The sequence below is a fragment of the Pectobacterium carotovorum genome (assembly GCA_016415585.1).
GTDB lineage: Bacteria > Pseudomonadota > Gammaproteobacteria > Enterobacterales > Enterobacteriaceae > Pectobacterium > Pectobacterium carotovorum_K.
The window spans coordinates 2,993,230-3,011,416 of record CP066552.1 but is presented as its reverse complement, the minus strand read 5'-3'; the positions used below and the strand labels follow the sequence as shown (position 1 = coordinate 3,011,416).

16 protein-coding genes, 1 tRNA gene and 1 pseudogene are annotated in these 18,187 nt (G+C 45.1%); 5 read left to right on the top strand and 13 right to left on the bottom strand.

Annotation, left to right across the window (positions count from 1 at the left end):
• The first annotated feature begins 323 nt into the window (after positions 1–323).
• A complete protein-coding gene (locus tag JFY74_13360) occupies positions 324–1,190 on the top strand; it encodes a retron St85 family effector protein (protein QQG27110.1) in 867 nt (288 codons plus the stop codon).
• Between the two features lie 332 nt (positions 1,191–1,522).
• Positions 1,523–2,440, top strand: coding sequence for a retron St85 family RNA-directed DNA polymerase (locus JFY74_13355; GenBank protein ID QQG27109.1), 918 nt, complete (start codon positions 1,523–1,525; stop codon positions 2,438–2,440).
• A gap of 278 nt (positions 2,441–2,718) precedes the next feature.
• On the opposite strand, the gene JFY74_13350 is transcribed toward JFY74_13355, so the two are convergent.
• The 8 genes from JFY74_13350 to JFY74_13315 all read right to left on the bottom strand — a co-directional run bounded on the left by JFY74_13350 (position 2,719) and on the right by JFY74_13315 (position 9,403).
• The gene (locus JFY74_13350) at positions 2,719–3,639 is read right to left on the bottom strand and encodes a hypothetical protein (GenBank protein QQG27108.1); all 921 of its coding nucleotides are present in this window, start codon (positions 3,637–3,639) and stop codon (positions 2,719–2,721) included.
• Between the two features lie 252 nt (positions 3,640–3,891).
• Entirely contained in the window at positions 3,892–4,203 is a 312-nt protein-coding gene (locus JFY74_13345) for a hypothetical protein (GenBank protein ID QQG27107.1), read from the bottom strand.
• Positions 4,204–4,369: 166 nt separating this feature from the next.
• The gene (locus JFY74_13340; protein ID QQG27106.1) at positions 4,370–5,647 is read right to left on the bottom strand and encodes an integrase arm-type DNA-binding domain-containing protein; all 1,278 of its coding nucleotides are present in this window, start codon (positions 5,645–5,647) and stop codon (positions 4,370–4,372) included.
• Positions 5,648–5,826: 179 nt separating this feature from the next.
• Positions 5,827–5,902: transfer RNA gene (locus JFY74_13335), tRNA-Asn, on the bottom strand.
• Between the two features lie 110 nt (positions 5,903–6,012).
• On the bottom strand, positions 6,013–6,810 hold the full coding sequence (mtfA, locus tag JFY74_13330; GenBank protein QQG27105.1) for a DgsA anti-repressor MtfA: 798 nt from the start codon (positions 6,808–6,810) through the stop codon (positions 6,013–6,015).
• Positions 6,811–7,475: 665 nt separating this feature from the next.
• Positions 7,476–7,916, bottom strand: coding sequence for an acetyltransferase (locus JFY74_13325; protein QQG27104.1), 441 nt, complete (start codon positions 7,914–7,916; stop codon positions 7,476–7,478).
• Positions 7,917–7,995: 79 nt separating this feature from the next.
• Entirely contained in the window at positions 7,996–8,394 is a 399-nt protein-coding gene (locus tag JFY74_13320) for an H-NS histone family protein (GenBank protein ID QQG27103.1), read from the bottom strand.
• A gap of 622 nt (positions 8,395–9,016) precedes the next feature.
• On the bottom strand, positions 9,017–9,403 hold the full coding sequence (locus tag JFY74_13315; protein ID QQG27102.1) for a lysozyme inhibitor LprI family protein: 387 nt from the start codon (positions 9,401–9,403) through the stop codon (positions 9,017–9,019).
• Positions 9,404–9,769: 366 nt separating this feature from the next.
• Here JFY74_13315 and JFY74_13310 point away from each other — a divergent pair, with 366 nt between their 5' ends.
• A complete protein-coding gene (locus JFY74_13310; protein ID QQG27101.1) occupies positions 9,770–9,937 on the top strand; it encodes a YqaE/Pmp3 family membrane protein in 168 nt (55 codons plus the stop codon).
• 86 nt (positions 9,938–10,023) lie between these two features.
• Here the strand turns inward: JFY74_13310 and JFY74_13305 are convergent.
• Positions 10,024–11,445, bottom strand: a pseudogene (locus tag JFY74_13305) (DASS family sodium-coupled anion symporter).
• A 144-nt stretch (positions 11,446–11,589) separates the two neighbouring features.
• Positions 11,590–12,942 (bottom strand): adenylosuccinate lyase family protein, encoded by a 1,353-nt coding sequence (locus JFY74_13300; GenBank protein QQG27100.1) that lies wholly within the window; start codon positions 12,940–12,942, stop codon positions 11,590–11,592.
• A gap of 226 nt (positions 12,943–13,168) precedes the next feature.
• On the opposite strand from JFY74_13300, the gene JFY74_13295 reads away from it, so the two are divergent.
• Positions 13,169–13,909 (top strand): GntR family transcriptional regulator, encoded by a 741-nt coding sequence (locus JFY74_13295; GenBank protein ID QQG27099.1) that lies wholly within the window; start codon positions 13,169–13,171, stop codon positions 13,907–13,909.
• A gap of 86 nt (positions 13,910–13,995) precedes the next feature.
• Here JFY74_13295 and JFY74_13290 read toward each other — a convergent pair whose 3' ends face one another.
• Complete coding sequence (locus JFY74_13290; GenBank protein ID QQG27098.1) at positions 13,996–15,468, bottom strand: GGDEF domain-containing protein; 1,473 nt, start codon at positions 15,466–15,468, stop codon at positions 13,996–13,998.
• Positions 15,469–15,741: 273 nt separating this feature from the next.
• Between JFY74_13290 and JFY74_13285 the strand changes: the two genes are divergently transcribed.
• A complete protein-coding gene (locus JFY74_13285) occupies positions 15,742–16,656 on the top strand; it encodes a lipid kinase (protein ID QQG27097.1) in 915 nt (304 codons plus the stop codon).
• Between the two features lie 70 nt (positions 16,657–16,726).
• Here JFY74_13285 and JFY74_13280 read toward each other — a convergent pair whose 3' ends face one another.
• Positions 16,727–17,326, bottom strand: a complete 600-nt coding sequence (locus tag JFY74_13280; protein QQG27096.1) for a nitroreductase family protein — start codon at positions 17,324–17,326, stop codon at positions 16,727–16,729.
• A gap of 106 nt (positions 17,327–17,432) precedes the next feature.
• Positions 17,433–18,185, bottom strand: coding sequence for a molybdopterin-synthase adenylyltransferase MoeB (moeB, locus tag JFY74_13275; protein ID QQG27095.1), 753 nt, complete (start codon positions 18,183–18,185; stop codon positions 17,433–17,435).
• Positions 18,186–18,187: the final 2 nt, after the last annotated feature.

Genomic DNA, 18,187 nt, shown 5'->3' with positions numbered 1-18,187 from the left:
ATACTGGAAAATCTACGGTAGATAAGTTTCCGATCTTTAAGATACCCGTAGTCTCAGAACTGAGCGAGGTGTTGGATGAAGTTGCTGCCAATGCAAGTATTAGTCTGGGAGCTGGTTTAAGGAATTGGCTAAGCAGAAGCTGAAAAAGCTGGGGGAGCTGAAAGGATGACATGTTGATGCATGGGATATTCACTGCTTATTGGGTTTCGAAATTGATAATCTATATAGCATTTTTGGATTAAAATGGCGATGCGTATTTGGTTTGTTTTTTTATATATGTATGTGAAATATTTGAAGAATCAAACCCTAGGTTAGGGATTATTATGACTGCTAAACTTAGGCTTTTCAGTGACTTTCATCAAAGCGAAATTGGTAGACTTATTCCTACATTAAGAGATTTAATTATCAACGGGGTTAATGATACGAAACGAGTCATTTTTATCTGTGGAAAGGATAAATCTGATAAAAATAGTTTCAGGTTTAAAATTTCTGATGTTTTAGAAAAAAATACTAACTATCAATTGGCATATCCAGAGGATTTATTTGAAGATTTATTGGAGGGGCAAGCTTCTAATAGCCTGTTATCATTAGAAGCTCAGTTAGCTAATGCAGTTGATTTAATAATTTTGATTCCTGAAAGTCCCGGATCATTTGCTGAGTTAGGTGCATTTTCTATGCTTAAAGAGTTGGCTGCTAAGATGCTTGTTCTTCGGCAGGGAAAATACAAAAGTGATAAAAGTTTTATAAATCACGGGCCTATTCGATTGGTTAAATCTTATAAGGGGAAAATTATGGATTTGCCATTTGATTTTAATCATTCTGACCCTGAACATTTCAAACCGATTTTGAGACAAATCAAAAAAATGATACCGCATGGAAGAAGGAAAAAATCAATAAATAATATACTATTATATCAAAATCATATTTTGCTTTTTATATACATTTTTGATAGGTTGGATGTTTCATCAATTTATAAAATTCTTTCATTATTAATAGAAAGTAAGCTTACTTCTCAAGAAGAAGTCGGCTGTAAAGCAGCCATTCACTCATTAATCCGTTCTTTATATATAAATAAAACAGGTAGTTATTTTTCATTGACGGCACAAGGTTTCGAGGAGATATCTGAAAGGTATTTTGCGCTTGCTAAGATCAATGATTTCCGCATCGAAGTAATGAACATGCAAATGTAAAAAACCTAGACATCCAGTGTGTTGTGTGTAGTATAATGCGCTTAGCTCCTAAGCGGGTCCTAAACATTGGCGCAAGGCCTTTAGCACTGTGTAAGGGATCAGTGGATAAAGAATCTTTAACTTTATGCCCACAATTTAGCTTTGCCATGATAAGGCGATCGACCCACCAAAACCACGCCCCGTAGTTTTGGTGTCTCGTACGCCTTATAAGAGATTCAGAGCATAAATCCCTCCCGGGATTTACGCTCCAAATCTCCTCTTTAGCCGTTAGGAGCTATCTCTAAGCTATCTCTATCTTATAACTACTTCTGGTTCTAAAATGAGGCATATTCTTGGTTAATCATTCTCAAAGCCTTTATACCCAACGATTGCTTTCATTACCAATCTTACAATCTTTAGAAGATCTATCAGTGACTATGAGATTGCCTGTCTCGCTCATCTCACAATATGTTAATAACAATACTCGTTATTATTACAATATCCCTCTTGCTAAAAAAAATGGTGGGTTGAGATCTATCGATAGTCCTAATCGTCAACTCAAAGCAATACAACGATGGATTCTTCGAAATATACTTGAGAATTTGTCACCATCTGGGTATGCAAAAGGATTTGTTCCGAAACTCTCATTGCTTGACAATGCATTGCCGCATGGCGGAAACCAATATGTTTTGAAGATTGATCTAAAAGATTTTTTCCCTTCGATAAAAGCTACCCATGTATACTCTGTATTTAGAGCTGTTGGGTATTCTAAAAATATATCATATTACTTAACATCGTTCTGTACACTTAATGGATATTTACCCCAAGGCTCTCCTTGTTCTCCGTATTTATCAAATTTAGTATGCCTTAGATTAGATCAGCGGGTGGGAAAGTATTCTGATAAGAACGCTCTGATATACACACGTTATGCTGACGATATAACAATATCTGGCAATAAGTTAAGTACGATAAAAAGGGCATGGAAAGTTATTCGTATGATTATTGAAGATGAAGGGTTTGTAATTAATAAAAATAAAGAAATGTTATCAGGTCCTCGTTCAAAAAGGGAAGTTACAGGATTAATTACTCATCCTGTTGTTGGGTTAGGAACTAAGAAATATAATTTTTATCGAAATAAAATATTTCATTTAACTAAAAAAAATAGCTGCGAAAGTCATGAAGTCATAAATGGCATCCTTGCATTTGTAGCAAGCGTTGATTCAAAAAAATATGAAAAGTTAAAGCTTTATTATGATGGTTTAAACATTTAATTAAGCTAACCTGATAGGTTTAATTTTTAAATGCTATTAATAAATAGTGACTTGGTCATCGCTGTTAACCTCATTGGAGAGAGGGCTCTGTTCTTATATTTGTTAATTTATACCTGCTCTGGTTATTATTTTTTCTCTATTGGTGTCTGATGGTTATATCAGAGTTCAGTGTGTCTATGAAGCATCTTTCAAATTACTGTTGCAGCTCTGGTCGTTATTAACATGAATAATCCGCAGCGTTGCGATGGTATGTTACTTTTATCTTGAGTGTTAATTATTTATATTCTTATTAACTTCGCATATTTTTCCATGCTTCCTGTTTCTATAAATATAGGTTCTAATTTAAAAGTTGGGTTTTTAGGGATCCAAATGGCTCTAAATTCGTTTTGATAGCTATATTTAAAATGTTTACAGTAAAACAAATCAACATCATTTGGTTCACAATTTAATGGGTCAAGATATTTAACAGGTGATGCAAAGTAATCATAATTAGGTAGATGTTTCTTTGCGTGTTTAAATAAACACTTGATAAATTGGCGAGGTTCTTTGATTACTATACAGGCATCAGCTTCAAAATCATCGTATTCACGAAAGTTATAGCCAGAGGAAAAACAATGTACATAATAATTCGTGTTGCTTTTCAATGAAAATTGAACCACTCCGAAAGTAGGTGTTACTTTTCTCTTGGAATTTAAAACTACAACATTATTGAACACTCGTTTTATATCAAATGATAACTCATCATCTCTAATGGCTTTATTTAATGATGGGTCATTATATGATGATGCAGGGGATATCCTCATTATCCCATTTTTAAACATTTTTGATAGATACTCGTAGCGTCCAAACTTATATAATTGATTTCTCTCAACTCCACCTATACTATCTATTGCCACTTTTGAGTTAGGAGGCGATGGGTATGTTGGTTTGACAATATCTGCATTTTTAATAAATTCATTAGTAAATCCATTTGGGTATGGGCCATATCGGAGATTGAATTCCTTTAGTAGGTGTGTCCATAGAATTAACCAATAATGTCCATTTTCTTCACTACAATGTAATCCTAATTGTCCTTTCTCTGTCAAAGTGGTAATATTATCTATTATGTCTATTGTTCTTTCTTGGAGTTCTTGCTCTGAAAGATGCTTCATATATCTATTGTTTAGATATTCTAACTCCCAATACTCTTGATTTCTCATCTTACACTCTTTTTTTGATGAAATATTTTTATGCTAAAAAGCATGGTGCATCAGTAAAAAATTAAGAAAAAATAACCGATGGTTATGCTTTACCTTTCTTTTGGAAAAATTCAAATGTTATAACTAAAATCGATTGCTAATATATTAGACTCAATATTATCGCCTCTACAATGGCGGAGTCTACGCCTTTTTATTATCCTTTCGTCCGCTTATGCCATATGCCATATGATATGGAACTCACATTATGTATGGTTACAATGGCTGTATAGCCTGAACTTCATGCTGGAAAACATAAGGATCAGATAAAAGGCAAAATCTATCATCTTCATGGTAGGTCACGGCGATATGATAATCCTCACCAGCAAAAGCCTTAACTGCATCAATGTCAGTCCAGTAAGTAGCAAGGAAAAAATGTTCCCAGTTCCCCTGAGTGACTCGCTTAACAAAAGCACCTTTATTACCTTTGATGCCTTGCGAATGTTTAACCCCCGTTAATTGAAGATGAGTTGCAAAGCCTTCTGCATGTTCCAGTGGTACACAACCATGCCATGTTCTTACTATCATTGCTCGACTCCTGTCGCAGTAAAGTCAATAAATTAATCAGATGAACAAATAACGGGAAAATATTATCATTGTTCTCGCTACATCTTCTGAAAAGATGCGGTAGAGTAAATTTAATACTACTATTTGACATATTAATAATATATAGGCCATCCGTGACCTTTCGCTATCATCCCTTCTGCCCAAACTCAAACGGCCTAACCATCCCGTTGCTGTTAGCATCTAGAAAATCAGCCCACCATTGCAACATGAGGCGGCGTTGCTCAAGGTGCTTGGCCTTGTGAGTGTAGGCAGCGCGAACGTTGTTCTTTTCCATGTGGCTCATCTGAAGTTCAACCACATCTTCAGGCCAGATACCCGATTCAATTAAGGCACTACACGCCAGCGTTCGGAAACCATGACCACACAGGTCGGTTTTGGTGTCATAGCCCATTTTGCGTAGCGCTTTGTTGATGGTGTTTTCACTCATCGGTTTCATCGCATCATAACAGCCAGTCAGGATAAAGCCGTCATCACCGTTAACGTCATAAGTTAGGTCTTTAAGTTCTTCTAAAATTGCCAGTGCTTGATCGCATAGAGGAACATAGTGTTTTCTGCGCATTTTTGCACCACGGCCTGAATGCTTGATCCCTTCAATGGCTTCACGTTGTTCAGGGATAATCCATAAGGCACTTTTGAAATCGATCTCTGACCAACGGGCAAAACGGAGTTCACTGGAACGGACAAAAATCAGCAAATTGAGTTTTATCGCCAATTGGGTCAGCCTGCTACGGCCTTTATAGGCTTCAATACGTTCCAGTAGGGTAGGTATCTCTTCCAGTTCAATAGCGGGGCGGTGTTCCGTTTGTGGTTTCTGAACCGCACCTTCCAAGTCATAGGCAGGATTGAAACGGATCATCTTTTGCTGGACGGCATAACGCATGATGGCAGTGGCGTACTGTTTCACCCGCATAGCAATTTCCAGATAACCCAGCTTCTCTATCTTTTTGATAGGAATCAGCAGATCGCCTGTATCCAGTTCAGCAATATCTTTATTGCCAATATCAGGGAACAGGTAAGTTTCGAGTCGCGTCCAGACAGAACGCTGATAATCTTCCGACCATGTGGTTTTGGTGGCAAACCAGCTCTTAGCAACAGTTTTGAAAGCGCGGGTATTGTTACGCTTTTCCTGAACTATTTTGTTGTCAGCCTGCTTTTTAGCGCTAGGATCAATTCCAGAAGCTAACAGCTTTTTCGCTTCATCCCGGCGTTGCCTTGCATCAGCCAGTGAAACAGCAGGGTAGACACCAATGGAAAACACCTTCTGTTTCCCTTCAAAGCGATAGCCTAACTGCCAGTATTTGGAACCGTTGGGATGTATCAGCAGGTAGAGGCCAAACCCGTCAGTCAGCTTCACCGCCTTTTCTGACGGCTTGGCATTTTTTACTTTAGTATCAGTAAGTGACATGACGATTCCCTCCGATTGCTGGTAAAAACGAAATCGAACCAGCTTTACCAGTATTTTTACCAGCAAAAGGGTATGGCTTCGAGTGTTTTTTGGTGAACGAGGGCGAACCTGAAGAAGGGGGTAACCAATTGATAAAAAGCAAAAAAGCAGACGTCAGTGAACGTCTGCTTTCTTTAATTTGGCTCCTCTGACTGGACTCGAACCAGTGACATACGGATTAACAGTCCGCCGTTCTACCGACTGAACTACAGAGGAATCGTGTGAACGGGGCGGATGATATCTGGCACCCGGGATACTGTCAACGGCAAAATCAGCTTTATCGTCTGACTGTTTAGGCTATGTACAATTTGCTGTTTTTTTATGAATTAGTAAATGGATGGCGCATGGTAGTTGATGCTACTTTGCCAGTTTTTTAGTCGGGTAAGCGGATCCTGTTGGTAGAATTTTTGGAAGCAATGGTACAGATCGGGGAAGCGCTCTTCGAGAAGTTCAGGGGCGCTGAAGAAGTATTCCGATAGCACCGCAAAGCACTCTGCCGGATCGTGGGCGGCATAGGGATCCATGCTGGTGGCCTCCTCACCCACCAGATCGATTTCTTCCTGCAAAGCATCCATTGCGCTGTGCAGATGCTGTTCCCAGGCAGTAACCTCACGCAGTGGAATCAAGGGAACGCCCGTTGCTTCTCCACTGCTGCGAATATCCAACTTGTGCGCGACTTCGTGAATGATGAGGTTGAAACCGGAGAGGTCGAAGGAATCCTGCACTTCCTGCCAATTGAGGACAATCGGCCCCTGAGCCCAGCTTTGCCCGGATTGTACCATTTTCTCTGTATGCACAAGCCCGATGTCGTCCTGCCACTCTTCCTCTACAATAAACGGGTCGGGATAAATCAGCACTTCGTGAAATCCATCCAATGCGTTCATTCCCAATGACAATACTGGCAGAGAAAACAGCAGGCCGATGCGTTGTTGCATGATGTCTGTCAATACCAGTTCCTGCAACGGAATCAGGCGTTTTTGCTTCAAAAACTGATCGGCAAGGGCAACCAACTGTCGGAGCTCTTCGTCGCTTAAGGGCGCGAGAAGCGGGATAGAAATCGCAGCTTGCCAGTGTTCAAGCGTCTGCATTTGAGGTTGAGTGTTTTTCCACGGCCATTTAATCATTGTTATTGCTCGTTAAGTCGTCACTTGAATTCAAAGGCGAGGGCGGGTACTGTTAAAATGCCGCAAAAATGGGCATTATAGCAACAGTTTAAACGAAGAAATGCCGGAGCGGCTGAACGAACCCGTCTCGAAAACTGGAGTAGGGGTAATGTCCCTGAGGGGCTCTGCTACTGATTTAATAAAATCAATAAATTGAATGTTTATCTTGGCTTCATCATGCATAAAATGGCTCATTGGTAATGGCTTTTGCTGACCCACTCATTTCTATCATGTTGTATTCTGCCAAGCATTCACTTTTACTTCCTCTAGCTCACATTCTCAAAACAATTTATCTTTAGGTTCTTGTTGGCCTAAGAAAAGTGATGTACGTAATAGCTCTGTTTAAACCGTACACGTCACCAGTAAGATTGCTCTTACCCACGGAAATGGCTTCAGTGCAGGAACGTTTGTACTTTTTAAAGGCTAAAAAAATGAACGAAAAAATAGAATACTCATCAGAAAATTATTCTCGGTACAGCGGTTGTCAACACCTGCAGAACATAGGATAAAATTTATATCGGCACTGTTATAAATCAATTCCAATATTAATCATGTATTTCATGTCTGAACTAACTGGTCTAAAATTTGTTCTTAGGTTGGTGAGTAAACGTCAGAGGGCGCGGTAGCTAATTTTGTCGAAATTGAAGATGGATTAGTGGGTAAGGGCGTCCTCGGTTATCAACCTCAGAACGTCCAACACGTTCAAAACCAATATGTTCATAGAACTCTACAGCTAGCGTATTCTGCTCGTTTACATCAGTAGTTAATCGAGCATATTGTGAAAGCGCTGTGCGCATCAGCGTTTTGCCTATACCTTGTCCATGATAATCAGGATCTATAAAAAGTGCTTCCATATGTCCATTATGTAAATACATAAAACCAATTGCTCGCCCTGTGGGTTCACATGCAAGCGTAAGCTCGACTGTCGGAAGGAATGAAGAAAGCTCTTTTTCTATAGCCAAACGATCTTTTATCGCTAAAAAATGGTGAGTTGAATCAACAGCTTTACACCATATTTCCATAATGCGCAGGGTATCTTGTTTTGTCGATGAGCAGATTTTAAACATGTATGGCTTTGATTTATCAGACAACCGTCAGCAGTGAGTTTTGCTAACGGTTTTTGGGATGACGTGTATTATTTTTATATCAGATAGCAAAATCTTCCAGGCTCTTGCCATTATCAAGCTCTGCTTTAATCGCTTTTGGCGTCCGACCTTGACCTGTCCATTTCTGCTCATTTCCGTTTTCATCGATGTATTTATATTTGGCAGGACGGGGTTCACGTTTGGATTTTACAGATTTGGATGATGCTCCACCAAGTAATTCTGATGGATCAATACCATCTTCTAATAACCTAGCACGTAAGGCTTCGATTTTGGCCTGACGTTCAGAGTTTTGCTGTTGTGCACTGGCTTCTTCTTCACGACGATCTTCAACAATAGTTGTTAGCTTCTCCAGCATTTCTTCCAGTGTTGCCAGATCAATTTCACGCGCCTGAGCACGTAGTGTACGAATATTATTTAGTACTTTAAGAGCGTCACTCATTGTTTTCCCCAATAGATTGATTTAGGTGATGTGTCAAAATTTGACAACAGCCGATGAGAATCATATATCAGTATTGTCAATGAGTAAATAATAAAGTATGCCAATATCATGGGATTAAATACTCGGCTAGTTTAAAATTGCATGTTCATGTATTAGTGAGCAAGATGCGGAACTCTAGACTGAGTGTTGTTTTTGTTTCAGAGGGGTATTATCGGGTAGATTGCTAGTGCCTCTGTTATTTAACCTAAAAATCAGGCACCTCAGCGAGTAGAAATGAAAAGTAAGAATATATACCTTAAATAACTGGAATTTCAGGAAAGTGGCACGCGAGGGGCAGATTCGCCGGGAACGAATTTTTCCAGCCAACGGCTGGCCTTCGGTGAGATATTGGCAATATACCACCTATCGGTGATGGATTAAGTGTATTTCATCATAGTATGTTTTTCGATTTTTAACGCGTCGATGTCAACTGCCCGTATCTTAAAACCAACTGGCTCATAGGGAACCGCTACGACTTATTAAATATCTGTGTTACCAAGAGCGATTTAGCCCCCCCTCTCCACCACTATTCAAACCGTTCCCGCGCGTTTAGTCTGCGACGCTCCTCACACTTGGCTATGGCTTAAAGTGGACAGCTCAAATCCCCTTCTTCACAACGTAGCATGGTTTTGAACTCTTCTACGCGCTCGGCGGTTTTCTCTGTCAGGCACTGGGAATACACCATGCCATGCACCGATCCTCCGGTTGTCGGGAAAGTCTGAAACTCACAGTCAGCATCACGATACGCGATCCATTTTCTCTGGGCTGACTTGAGTAATGCCTTGTGTTCTTCAATAACGACCCGCTTTACGACATCCTGATAAAGCCGATTCAGCTCGCCATCCACTTTTTTATATTCCTGAACCGCGCACTGATTCATATCGAGTTGCGTGTTGGCGTTAACACAGTCTGCGGCGGAGGCTTGAGTGATGGGCAGTAGAGCAAAGACAGCAATAGCGAGTTTTTTCATTATTTATCCTGAGCAAACAAATACTGTGCATGAGTATTCATTATATCCGCCATGTGGTTAGCTGCACATAAGTCGAGTGAATAGGGTGCTGGAAATTTGAGCATACTGACGTTTGCGGTGCTATGCCACCAATCAAACAGGGTCATTTTCATCGAAAATCCTGTACTGAAAGCGCTGAAATATTGTTTGCTTGGATGCATTGAATCGTTATAGCGACTGAGAGGGAAGGATATGAAAATTGAGACTGGAGAGAATGGCCTTTTTTGCGCATCGTGCTTCTCTCGCTAACAATTATTTCGACGAGTGCTGACAAATCCCAAACGCTGAACTATTTTCAAAAGTAATTATCACGTTACGGAGGTTGATATGGGATTTTGGCGTATTGTACTGACTATTCTCCTGCCACCGTTAGGCGTGTTACTGGGGAAAGGCATTGGTGGGGCATTTATTCTGAATATTATTCTGACGCTGTTAGGCTATTTTCCTGGGTTGGTGCATGCGTTTTGGGTGCAGACGAAAGATGATGGCATTTAGTGGCTGAAAAGTTGAATAACGGTCATGAAGAAATAACGGGAGGCAAATGGCCTCCCGTTATTTTTGTGGACGTATAAGACAGGCGATCAGTAATAGCCAATCAGTTTCCACCACGCTAAGCCGACGATAAAAATCAGGGCGACGTTAAACGTGACGATGCAGAAATTGATTTTATAGAAACGGTGCCGTTCAAAATATCCCTGAGCAAAATAGATCGGGCCGGGGCCACCGCCGTATTCGGTATTTCCCCACATCAGGTTGCTAAAAATCCCAAAACAGATGGCAACCATCATGGGCGGCGCGCCAGCGGCTATTGCGGTGGCGGCGAAGGGCGCATAGAGCGCGGCTACGTGACCAGAGGCGGTTGCAAACAGATAATGCACATAGATATAGAGGATGCCGAGAATAACGAAGGTTTCCATCGCGCCGAAACCCTGTATGGAATTACCCAGCTTAACGGTCATCTACTTGATGAAGCCGAGGTCAGACAATCCTGCGGCGAGGTTGATAATGACGCTGAACCAGATGACCGTATCCCAGGCTGCGCGATCGCTAAGTACGTCTTTCCACTGGACGGCCTGAGTGACGAACAGATAGGCAACCAATGCCAACCCGACGGAGGTGGCGGAAAAACCGGTGATCAGGCTGGTGCCCCAGCCAAGCAGAGCGAGAACAAAGCCAAATGCGACTTTTTTCTCTGCCGATTTCATGTTGCCCAATTCCGCCAGCGACCGGCGTCCCATCTCTTTGGCTTCTGGTGTTTTTTTCAGTTCCGGGTTCAGTATTTTGTACACCAGCAACGGCATCAGACAGAAGCAGCACATGGCGGGTACGACAGCGGCAATAAACCAGCCGCCCCAGGTAATATCTACGCCTAATGAGGTTTTCGCCAGGCTGCCGACGAGCGGGTTGGCGGCCATGCCGGTGAGGAAGATCGCGCCGGTGATCGGAGTAAACTGAAAGCAGACCATGATCAGAAAGTCCCCGATCTTTTTACCGCTAACGCCGGGTGTTGAGCCTAATACTTCATTAATGGAACGCGCGATAGGAAAGATAATTCCCCCTGAACGCGCCGTGACGGATGGCATGGCGGGCGCCATGATGAGATCGGAAACGCCCAGTGAATAAGCAATCCCCAAGCTGCTTCCGCCGAATAGCGACAGCATTTTGTAGGCGATGCGTTTTCCTAATCCAGATGTCACAAAACCCAGAGAAAGAATATAGGCACAAAAAATGAGCCAGACGGTGCCGCTGGAAAAACCAGCGAGTGCTTTGGCTTCGGTTAAGGTTCCAGTGAAGATGGTCACGCAAAGGACAAGCAGCATAATCGCGCCCGACGGCAGCGGTTGCATCAATATCGCTGCGATGGTGGCGGCAAAAATCGCGAACATATGCCATGCCTGCGGCGTAAGGCCATCGGGCACCGGTGAAAACCAGATAATCAGACCCAGCAGGAGAGGAATAATAACCGCGACTATTTTTTTCTTGGTGGATGATTCGGATGACATAATGTCCCCTTAATCGTACAAGTCATGGTTATCCGCCATCATTCCCGGCAACAGAGAGCCTGCCCAGACGCGTTATTATCTTGCGTCTGGGAACGTATCGATCTCAGTCTGTTAATAAGGGTGATAACGGATAATCACCGAGGATTAATATTTTCTTTCCGTTTTATTTAATACCTGATCCACCATTTCAGGAGCGCTCCCCAAATAGTTGACAGGGTTGGTGAGATCGTCGATTAACTTAGGATCGAGGCGGCTAGCGACACTGGGCATAGCATTAAGAACATCGGCCAGGGTGCCGCCTTTCTCATTCACGACACGGCAGGCATCGTAGACGATGTCATGCGCTTCCTGACGGCCAATATAGGGTGCCAGCCCCATCATAACGGCTTCTGCCACAATCAGGCCGTTGGTCATATTGAGGTTTTTCAGCATCATTTTCTCATCAACAATAAGACCGTTTAGCATGAACTTGGCCTGATGAAGTGCGCCCGCAGAAAGAATGAAACTTTCCGGAATAGCGATCCATTCTGCGTGCCATGGGCCTGTGGCACGTTCCAGATCTTGCACCATCGCATCCAGCATTAACCCAGCCTGTTGGCGAACGCCCTTGGAACAGGCCTGCATCAGTTCGCTGGAAATAGGGTTACGTTTTTGCGGCATGGTGCTGCTGGCTCCGCGGCCTTTGACAAACGGTTCATACAGTTCGCCGAATTCGTTGGAGGCCATCAGCATGACGTCATAGCCAATTTTCCCCAACGAACCCGTGATTACTGCCAGCAGGTTGACGGCTTCGGCAAATCCATCACGAGCAACATGCCAGGTTGAGGTCGGTACGCCTAGGCCAAGCTCGGCCATCAGTGCTTTTTGTACCGCCAGTCCTTTGTCGCCCAATGACGCCAATGTCCCCGCAGCACCCGCGAATTCGCCTACCAGTACGCGAGGACGCATCTGGGCAAGGCGCTCGGCATGACGGTCGAACATATCCAGCCAGATGGCGGCTTTGTAGCCGAATGTAATCGGTAATGCCTGTTGTAAATGGGTTCGTCCAGCCATTGGCGTATTACGGTAACGCGCGGCCAGCCCGGCCAAAATAGAGCGCAGGGCGTCGATGTCCGCTTCAATTAACGCGAAGGCATCACGGATTTGCAGCACCACGGCGGTATCCATAATGTCCTGTGTTGTTGCGCCCCAGTGTACATAACCGCCAGATTGACCGGCCTGTTTGGAAATTTGGTGTACCAGCGGCAGGATAGGGTAGCCCACAATTTCTGTTTCGTGGCGCAGTAACTCAAAATCGAGCGTGTCGGCGTTACAGCTGGCCGTAATTTCTGCTGCAGCGTCTTCTGGAATTACGCCACAGCGCGCCTGCGCATTGGCCAGTGCGATCTCTACTTCTACATACTTACGGATAAGTTCCCGATCATCGAAGATCGCCCGCATTTCCGGGGTACCAAATGAATCACGGAATAGGACTGAATCAAGCACATTCGAAGCCATAACGCCTCCTGAAGCGAGTGTATTAGTGATAAGATGCAGGCCATATTCGCAATAAAATGAAGCGTGTTTCCCTTGATAACGGATATGACCTGAAAGAGTAAATATACGGACAGGTTTAAATGTCCGTATATGCTATGCTTATGACAACATGTACGGACAAGTTAGGGAAGCAGATGAGTGTCATTTTGTGATGCAGGGCATCAATATTGATTAAGAGCGTGAGCCGATGAAAGAACCCTTGTATAAGCGTATTGCCCGTGAACTCAGCCAAAATATTACGCTAGGCCAGTATCCGGCGGGGTCGTTAATCCCCTCCGAGCTGGAGCTCTGTGAGCAGTATCAGGTCAGTCGACATACCGTCAGGGAGGCGCTGCGCGATCTAACGGAGGCGGGGTTGCTATCCCGTCGCAAGGGCGTGGGCTCGGTTGTTGTCGATAATGATGAAAAGCGCGAGCGCAACCATCCTCTGGCTAGCCTTGAGGATCTGTTCGTACTGGCAAAAACCAATCTGCGCGTCGTGAAGAAGATTGATGAAATCGTGGCGGATGTTGAACTGGCACAGATTATCGGCGGCAAGCCGGGCGATCGCTGGCTGCATATTGCCAGTATTCGTGAAGACAGCGAGAAAAAGGATTCGCCGATCTGCTGGACTGATAGCTACGTTAGCCCGGATTATGCCAAGGTCAAAAGTCTGGTGCGCAGCGATCCATTTGCTTTAATTAGCGATTTGATTGAAAAGCACTACGGCGTACAGGGGGAAGAAGTGCGCCAGACGATCTCTGCCGTGGGTGTTCCGGCCAAAATAGCGAAAACGCTGGGCGTTGATGTCGGCTATCCGGCATTAAAAATCATCCGCCATTATCTTGACCGCTCGGGAAACGTCTTTGAAACCACGGTATCGATCCATCCGGCAGACCGGTACACCTGTTCTATTACGCTGAAACGCCAAACGGGAAATCGAACGTAATCCGTTTGATACCTTATTGCAGCCCGCTGGTTTTCTATCGAAATGTGCCTGCATGATTAATGTAGGCACGATCTTTTCCCTTGTCCCTACTGTGCGCGTACCACTCGATTGCGCCCTTGTTGTTTGGCCTGATAAAGCGCGATATCGGCGCGGTTTATCAGCATACTTAGCGTCTCGCCTGCTCGATATTCAGCGACACCGCAGCTGACCGTTACCTGAATAGTTCCTTCACGGTGGGGAATCTGGGCTATCTCAATACTGTGACGTAGCGCTTCGGCACGCTGTTGCGCAGCGTTGATATCACAGTCGTCGAGTAGAATAACGAACTCCTCGCCTCCCCAACGGCAGGATTGATCGCTAGAACGGGTATTGCTCGATAAGAGGGCAGAGACCCCTTGCAGGACAAAATCACCGACGTTGTGGCCATACTGGTCATTGATTCTCTTAAAGTGGTCAATATCAATGAGAAGAATGGAGAGTGATTTATGCTGTAAGGCATTTTTCGTCGCGAGGCGACGGAATAGATAATCAAATGCCTGACGGTTCATGAGGCCCGTTAATTTATCGGTCGTTGCCATCTGCTCCAGACGACGTTGGTAGCCGCCAATGGTCAACCACAGCAGGAATAGGAAGAGAAGGCTGACAAACGTGCTGATTCCCAGGTTTTTTAGCAGCGTGGCGAATAGCCGTTTTTCACTGGGATGACTGGTTTGCTCAACCATCAAATACCAGCCGAATTCAGGGATGAGCCGGGTGTTAAGGAAAATATGTTCCCCGTTTGACTGATATTCATAAGCCCCGCCGGGAGAGGTCAAAATCGTGGTCGCGATCCGGTTCAGCCCCGGCTGTTGCTGAATTTGCAGTGGGCGAGTATAGCTTTCCCCATGTAGCGTAATGTTGCCTTCTTTATCAATGAAATAGATGGTCCTGTTATAGCGCTGTTCGTATTTTTCAATGAGGTGTTTAACGCGCTCAACCGGAATGCCCACGCCAGTAATGCCAATAAAATTGTCTTCATAATCCATGACCTTATGGTTGATGAAAATGTCCAGATGCGTGCGGTCTTCGGGGTCGACCCGGAGATCGATGGCATAAGGCATGGTGTCCGATAAGGTTTTGTACTGGAAATACCACTGGTCGTCTGGGGCGTCTTCCGAGACGGTTTTAAGGATACGCTGAGGATCGTAGTAGCGTTTGGTTTTATCCGAAATGAAAAACGAAAATACGGTATCGAAACGGCGATCGATTTCCCTCAGATAACGGAACATGGCCTGCGGATCGCTTTCGTCTTTCAGTACCCAATCACGTAAAAAAGTATCGTGCGCCATCAGCGATGAAATAAGTATAGGCTTTAACAAATCCTGCTGGATTTCAGAATAGACGTTGTCACTGGTCAGCGGCAGGGTGTTTTCTTCGATTTCTTCTTCCAGTGATTCTTTCGCCACTTCATAACTGGTCCAACTGATCACCAGAAAGGCGGCGAGCAGCATGGCGCCGAGTATTACGATTGCGCGTGTTTTATCCAGCCAGCGGGCGTTATTGATGAATCCAGTCTGCAAAGTAATCTCCCCAGAGAAGCATTGATGGTATAGGTGAATAAGTCTCTGTTTTCACCTAAAAATAGCGGTGCGCGTGCTACTGGAATAACAGTGTAACAAAGCAGGCAAAGGAATCGCTGACTCGTAGGGTTTAGTATAGTGGTTTCAGTGTGGAAGTATTAGCACAGATTGCTGGAACGTAATGTTTTGTATTGTATTGTGGGCTTGTTAAAGCTCCCTTGTCGGTTTGATTATCCCTATGGTTAGATCTAATCAATCAATGATGTTGGGTGGATGACGATGAGCCATTATTCAGCAGCGAAGGAATCAGGCCCAACAGCGCTTTTATTTATTAATAAACAGGCGCGGAACGGTGATTCCTCCGCACGCTATGTAAAAGAATTATTACAACAAAGCCAGATCGGCATCGTCGAACCGGATGAAAAAGACACGGGTTCGTGCAGCGATATTATACGTGCGTATGCGAATCGGGTGGATTTTGTGATTATCGGCGGTGGCGATGGCACGCTGAATTCAGCCGCGCCCGGCCTGGTGGATACCGGGTTGCCGCTGGGCGTGTTGCCATTAGGGACGGCGAATGACTTTGCCCGTACGGTGGGAATCCCCAGAGAGATTCGGCAGGCCGTACAGGTTATCGCTAACGGGCAGCGGCGCGCCGTTGACTTAGGTGAGGTCAACGGGCATCTGTTCTTTAACGTTTCCAGTATTGGGTTTTCTGCTGCATTGGCGCGCGGGCTGTCTGCGAAATCCAAGAAACGGTGGGGAACATTAGGCTATGCGCTGGCGGCTTTTAAGCTCTTGAAACAAAGTCGTCCTTTCCGCGTGCAGATTGAGCATGACGGCATCAAAGAGCGAGTGAGAACGGTACAGGTGTCGGTGGGGAACGGGCGTTTCTACGGCGGTGGCATGGCGGTGGCAGACAGTGCCGCGCCTGATGATGGTCGGCTGGATGTGTACAGTCTGGAGGTTTCTCACTGGTGGGAAATGGTGGCGCTGATTCCCTTTATCCGCAAGGGAACACATGGTCGCTGGCGCAAAGTCCGCGCCTTTTCAGCCAGAGAACTGACGTTGAGTACCTCGAAGCCGCACGATATCAATGCCGACGGTGAGCTGATTGGCAAAACGCCAGCGGTATTCGGGATCAGAGAAAAGGCGATTCAGGTTTTTGCGCCACCGGTGCCTGGTTAAAATCTGAACGTAAAACAAACAGGGACACCGCATGGTGTCCCTGTTTGTTTATAAAGAATGAGTCAGCGGATTATTTAAATACGCGGAAACGTTCTTCAAAGGAAATATAGGTTTTCTCACCGGCTGGCTGCTCGATTGAGCCAAATGGCATTTGAGCACGCAGCTTCCAACTGGCTGGCAGATCCCACTGTGCTTTAACATCATCGTCGATCAGCGGATTGTAGTGCTGGAGGGTGGCGCCAATTTTTTCCTGCGCCAGCGTAGACCACACGGCAAACTGAGCAATACCGGTTGAATGTTCAGACCAGACCGGGAAATTATCGGCATAAAGCGCGAATTTTTCCTGTAGTGATTCAATCACGGCGGTGTCTTCAAAGAACAGGACGGTACCCGCGCCAGCGGCAAAGGAAGCTAATTTGCTTTCTGTTGGGGCGAAAGCGTCCGCCGGTACAATTTTCTTCAACTGCTGCTTAACAATATCCCACAGTTTGTGATGCTGCTCGCCGAACAGAATCACAACGCGTGAGCTTTGTGAATTAAAAGAGGAGGGGCTTTCATTAACGGCTTCGGTAATGAGGGCGGTAACCTGATCTTCTGATATCGGTAACTTATTGCCGATGGCATAGATTGAACGACGGGCCTTGATTGACTGCAAAAAAGCATTACTCATGGTGTGTTCCTCAGTTTACGTGATGGCTTACCTTGATACTGTGTCACCGATTTTCGCCGTATTCAATGGTTTATCGTGCCGGATACCAATCTTTCCACTTTCTGCCTTATCCGCCGCAGACGTCGCAGTGCGGGTTTTTCGGCAGCATCATTTCGCGAAATTGCAGCGTCATCGCATCGAACATCAGCAGCCTCCCTGTCGCCAACCTGCCGTAACCGGTCAGCAGCTTAATGGCTTCCATCGCCTGCAAACTTCCGATGGTGCCCACCAGCGGCGACATCACGCCTGCCTCGACGCAGGTCAGCGTATTGGCACCGAACAGACGGCTGAGACAATGATAGCAAGGTTCATCGGGTTGATAGGTAAAGACGCTGATTTGGCCTTCCATTCGAATTGCCGCCCCAGAGATCAGCGGTGTCTTGAGCTGAAAGCCAATGCGGTTTAGGCGGTTGCGAATGGCGACATTGTCGGTACAGTCCAGCACCGCATCGTGTTTGCTGACCAGCTCGCTCAACGCCTCGTCATCGAGATCGCCATCAACCGTATCGAGCGAAAGATGCGGATTCATGTCGGATAACGTTAGACGCGCCGATTCAACCTTCGCCATGCCGATACGGGCATCGCGGTGCAGAACCTGGCGTTGCAGGTTAGACAGAGAGACGGTATCAAAATCCAGCAGCGTTAAATGGCCGACGCCCGCCGCAGCCAGATATTGCGCGGCGGCACAGCCTAGCCCGCCCAGCCCGACAATCAGCAGGCGTGAAGCCTTCAGTTTTTCCTGTCCGTCAAAATCAAAGCCGCGCAGTACAATCTGTCGATTGTAGCGCAGCGTCTCTTCATCGCTCAGCTCCGGCAACATAC

Excerpts from the sequence above, each read along its gene's own strand:
- JFY74_13350 (QQG27108.1), bottom strand. The coding sequence starts at position 3,639 with ATGAGAAATCAAGAGTATTGGGAGTTAGAATATCTAAACAATAGATAT.
- JFY74_13320 (QQG27103.1), bottom strand. The coding sequence starts at position 8,394 with ATGAGTGACGCTCTTAAAGTACTAAATAATATTCGTACACTACGTGCT.
- mtfA (QQG27105.1), bottom strand. The coding sequence starts at position 6,810 with ATGATTAAATGGCCGTGGAAAAACACTCAACCTCAAATGCAGACGCTT.
- moeB (QQG27095.1), bottom strand. The coding sequence starts at position 18,185 with ATGTTGCCGGAGCTGAGCGATGAAGAGACGCTGCGCTACAATCGACAG.
- JFY74_13285 (QQG27097.1), top strand. The coding sequence starts at position 15,742 with ATGACGATGAGCCATTATTCAGCAGCGAAGGAATCAGGCCCAACAGCG.
- JFY74_13295 (QQG27099.1), top strand. The coding sequence starts at position 13,169 with ATGAAAGAACCCTTGTATAAGCGTATTGCCCGTGAACTCAGCCAAAAT.
- JFY74_13345 (QQG27107.1), bottom strand. The coding sequence starts at position 4,203 with ATGATAGTAAGAACATGGCATGGTTGTGTACCACTGGAACATGCAGAA.
- JFY74_13360 (QQG27110.1), top strand. The coding sequence starts at position 324 with ATGACTGCTAAACTTAGGCTTTTCAGTGACTTTCATCAAAGCGAAATT.
- JFY74_13315 (QQG27102.1), bottom strand. The coding sequence starts at position 9,403 with ATGAAAAAACTCGCTATTGCTGTCTTTGCTCTACTGCCCATCACTCAA.
- JFY74_13325 (QQG27104.1), bottom strand. The coding sequence starts at position 7,916 with ATGTTTAAAATCTGCTCATCGACAAAACAAGATACCCTGCGCATTATG.
- JFY74_13310 (QQG27101.1), top strand. The coding sequence starts at position 9,770 with ATGGGATTTTGGCGTATTGTACTGACTATTCTCCTGCCACCGTTAGGC.
- JFY74_13340 (QQG27106.1), bottom strand. The coding sequence starts at position 5,647 with ATGTCACTTACTGATACTAAAGTAAAAAATGCCAAGCCGTCAGAAAAG.
- JFY74_13300 (QQG27100.1), bottom strand. The coding sequence starts at position 12,942 with ATGGCTTCGAATGTGCTTGATTCAGTCCTATTCCGTGATTCATTTGGT.
- JFY74_13280 (QQG27096.1), bottom strand. The coding sequence starts at position 17,326 with ATGAGTAATGCTTTTTTGCAGTCAATCAAGGCCCGTCGTTCAATCTAT.